This is a genomic window from Acinetobacter sp. ATCC 27244 (genome assembly GCF_000156555.1).
In the GTDB taxonomy this organism is placed as follows: Bacteria; Pseudomonadota; Gammaproteobacteria; order Pseudomonadales; family Moraxellaceae; genus Acinetobacter; species Acinetobacter haemolyticus.
Genome location: NZ_GG665951.1, coordinates 103139 through 107164, shown reverse-complemented (window position 1 = coordinate 107164; position 4026 = coordinate 103139). Strand labels below are relative to the sequence as shown.

Annotated in this window: 5 protein-coding genes; all 5 read left to right on the top strand. The window is 37.5% G+C overall.

Annotated elements, in window-relative coordinates; all coding sequences use genetic code 11:
* Positions 1-236, top strand: a 236-nt coding sequence (locus HMPREF0023_RS04440) for a PaaI family thioesterase (RefSeq protein WP_008941300.1), incomplete at its 5' end; no start/stop codon positions are given.
* A gap of 124 nt (positions 237-360) precedes the next feature.
* Entirely contained in the window at positions 361-1137 is a 777-nt protein-coding gene (locus HMPREF0023_RS04435; protein WP_004639378.1) for a hypothetical protein, read from the top strand.
* Between the two features lie 12 nt (positions 1138-1149).
* Complete coding sequence (locus HMPREF0023_RS04430; protein WP_004639377.1) at positions 1150-2280, top strand: toxic anion resistance protein; 1131 nt, start codon at positions 1150-1152, stop codon at positions 2278-2280.
* Between the two features lie 25 nt (positions 2281-2305).
* The gene (locus HMPREF0023_RS04425) at positions 2306-3226 is read left to right on the top strand and encodes a hypothetical protein (RefSeq protein ID WP_008941299.1); all 921 of its coding nucleotides are present in this window, start codon (positions 2306-2308) and stop codon (positions 3224-3226) included.
* Between the two features lie 121 nt (positions 3227-3347).
* The coding region (locus HMPREF0023_RS04420) for a thioredoxin family protein (RefSeq protein ID WP_008941298.1) at positions 3348-4026 on the top strand (679 nt) is incomplete at its 3' end.

Genomic DNA, 4026 nt, shown 5'->3' with positions numbered 1-4026 from the left:
TCGTTTTATATGTCGCTATCATGGGACATATGGGCTTGGTCGCGATGGCTGTCACAACAAATATGACCATAAATTTTTTTCGAAAACCCAAAGCAGGTCAGAATATACGAGCTGTTTGTAAACTGATTAAAGTGGGAAAAACATTAGTTACAGGTGAGGTTTGGATATATTCAGGAGAAGAGGAAGAACCAGTAGCGCATGTGATTGGAACTTATGCACTTCCAAACAAACCCTAACCACATTTATGGCTAACAATATGAAATATCTAAAAACATAACAACATTATAGTATGCGGATGAGTCAGAACATGCTAAAACTAAGGATGTTCAAATTTATTTGTTCTGACATTATTCGGTAAACATGACCACTTCGCTAGACCTCATACCATTATCGCAAATTGAAGTAGACCCAGAGCGTATCTTGGCAATCAAGCGTAATGATTTACTGCCTTTATTTAATGATCCTCATCATTTGAATCATTATGCTGATCATTTGGTGCAAGCTCAAAGTGTGTTATTAAATGGGGTTGATCCTAAATTAAACCAGCAGTTGAGTGAAGTGATTACACAAATCATTACTCAGTTATCGCAATCTAAAAAATATTTGGGTGGACGACGTTTTAACGCAATACAAAAATGGTTGGGAATTGATATTGAATATGATGCGGGTCAGGTCAAATACCTTAAAGATCTAGATCAGCTAATACAACAAGCCAATCATTTAAGCCAAAAATTGCAGATCGAAATCCAAAAGTCTCAAGCGAGATTGCAGCAGGTATTAGGATTGAGAGAACAGATGGCGGTTTATATTGTCGCAGCAGAAGAGTTTCTAAACGAATATCCAGAGTTTAGTAAACCTCAGAGCTTGGATCATTTTGTAGAACGCCTTTCAAAAAAAATTAATACTTTGCAAACGCTACAAACCAGTAATGATATCGCAATAAAACAAATGCAATTGTCTCAACATTTATCTTTTAGTCTATTAGATCGTTTTAAAGAAGCACAGCAAGTTTTAATCCCTGCTTGGCAATATCATTTGAAGCAAAGTCGTGAATCAAACTCATCGGCAGTGCTTGAACAGCTAGATAAGAGCAGAGAAAATTTAATCCAAAATCTCAAAAAGTCATTACAGAAATAAAGAGGGGACATCATGTCAAATTCAGAATTGATACAGTCATCGAATGAGCTGGTGGAAAAACCAGAACAGCGATTTGAACGACTAAATTTAAAAGAATTAGGCTTACAACCGCAAGATCTTGCTGAAGTAATGAATGCACACAAAGAGCTTGCTGAGATCAATACTACTGTTGTGGCTGAATATGGCAAAAATATAGCGACTAAAACTTCTACTTATACGGATGAGTTGCTTAATCTTGTGCAAAACAAGGATTTGGATGCCACTGGACAAAAATTAAATGAAGTGGTGCAGGTCGCACAACAATTGAATACATCGAGTATTTTAAATAAGTCCAAAAGCTCAGGTTTCTTTGGTGGCTTGCTCAGTAAAATTAAAGGGGCTAAGCAAAGTTTTGATCAGCACTTTAATACAACTAAAGAGCAAATTGATGCATTAGTCAAAGAAATTGAAAGCTCTCAGTCTGGTTTGAAAGCACGTGTAGGCACACTAGATAAAATGTTTGATGCTGTTCAAGAGGAATATAAACAGCTTGGGGTCTATATTGCAGCTGGACACCTGAAGCAGCAAGATATTCAGCAACAAATTTCAACGCTTACGACGCTGGAGCAAGATCAAAAGACAACCCAGCAAATTTATGATTTAAATCATTTAGCGAACAATCTTGAAAAACGTGTAAGCGATTTACAGATTCTACAGCAATCTGCGATGCAGACTTTACCGATGATTCGTATTATTCAATCGAATAATTTAATGTTGGTCGATAAGTTTTACGCGATTAAGAATATTACGCTACCCGCTTGGAAAAACCAGATTAGTTTGGCAATTTCATTGCAAGAACAAAAGAATAGTGTGCAGTTGGCAAAAGCGATCGACGATACGACCAATGATTTATTACGCCGTAATGCTGAGTTATTGCATCAAAACTCTGTGGATACAGCGAAAGCCAATCAACGTTCAGTGATTGATGTTGAAACCCTTGAACATGTACAAAACACCCTCATTAATACTGTGAATGATGTGATTCAAATCCAAAAAGAGGGCATGCAAAAACGTGCAGAAGCAACAACGCGATTGCGGGTATTGCAAGAAAATTTGAATCATTTGGTTTTAGAAAATAGTGGGCATAATCCACCTAAAGTCTAATTTTTTCGTATGAAAGGAAAGATCATTGTCACCTATAGATGATTTAAATGTTCAACCGATTGAGCAACGTTTAGCAGGTTTGCGACAGAGACAGCGTCATTTGACGATTTGGTTTGTGTGCCTTACTACATTTGCACTCGTTATGGTTGCTTCTTTGTTTTTGCAAAAAGAATTTATCTATCGGTTCTTTGATCTTTCATTACATGTTCAAGCTTTAGATTTACCTTATAGCATTCAAGAATTTATTCCATTCAAGCAACCAGTCGACTATTTTTTTAATTTATTGTCTTGGGTGGGCTGGTTGTTTTTAAAGCTTTTAGTCTCCTTTATTGGTGCTTTCTTGTTACTGAGTTGGATAAAAAAAATTGGCTTTTTTCAACGCCGCTTGCAAGCTTGGACACAGCGTATTCTGGCGTGGATTATTGCTTTTATCTTATTTTGGTCAGGTTTGAGCTATCTACAATACGATTGGAAAGATGAAACGGAGCAAGCCTATCAACAGTGGATGAGTTATAAGAGTAATATTATTGAAAGTCAGATTGCTCGAGACTTGCAACAAGCTCGTGTCCCCTCAGCAGAAAAAGCCTATGTTCTAGCTCAAGTCGCTTTAATGCATCGACCTGTAGATCGACAAACAGCAAATGTTTACGTCAATCAGCTGATTAATATAGAAAAAAATAATCCAACTCAGTTCAAAGATTATAATTTTAAGCCTGAACAATTATGGGCAATGCAACAACAACTGTATGGAAAAAGTGTTACGCCAGTAACCCAATCATTGGAACCTCGTGTTCAAAAAGCCGAAAAAACGTCTCAGATTGTTAATCTGTTGCTATTGGTGTTGAGCTTTATCTTTATCAGTTTAAGCATCTTTTTATTTATATTGGCGAAGCATTTAAAAACTCGTCGCCAGCGTATCGAGCAAACACTACATCGCATTGATTAAAATTCAAAAAACCGATTGAACTCATAAAAACATACTGTTTCCCCTATGCTGAACTTTTGCGTACTATAGCCCCATGAAATTAATTTAGCCGACTTGAACTGCTTAGAATTTGGAGATTTGCATGTTAGATCAAAATATTAAAACTCAATTAAAAGCTTACTTAGAACGTTTAGAAAGTCCAATCGAGTTGGTGGCTGCTTTAGATGATTCAGATAAAGCTGCGAAAGTAAAAGAACTCGTGACTGAAATTGCTGAACTGTCTGATCAAGTTACGGCGCGTTTTGACGGTTCAAACGCTCGCCGTCCGAGTTTTGGTGTTGCCAAAGCAGGTGAACAACCTCGTGTGTTCTTTGCCGGTTTACCAATGGGACATGAGTTTACCTCTTTGATCTTGGCATTGTTACAAGTTTCAGGCTATGCACCTAAAGTTTCTGATGACGTTTTAAATCAGATCAAAGGCTTAAATCTTAAAGCAAACTTTGATGTGTTTATTTCATTGAGCTGCCATAACTGTCCAGATGTAGTTCAAGCCTTGAACTTGATTGCAATCTATAACCCAAATACCACGACCACCATGATTGATGGTGCGTTCTTCCAAGATGAAGTGGAACAACGCAAAATCTTGGCAGTACCAATGGTGTTCCAAGATGAGCAACATATCGGTCAAGGTCGCATGACTTTGGAAGAAATCATTGCCAAGTTAGATACTAACTCTGCGGAAAAAGATGCTGCGATGATCAATGCCAAAGATGCATTTGATGTCTTGGTAATTGGTGGTGGTCCTGCGGGTGCAACTGCGG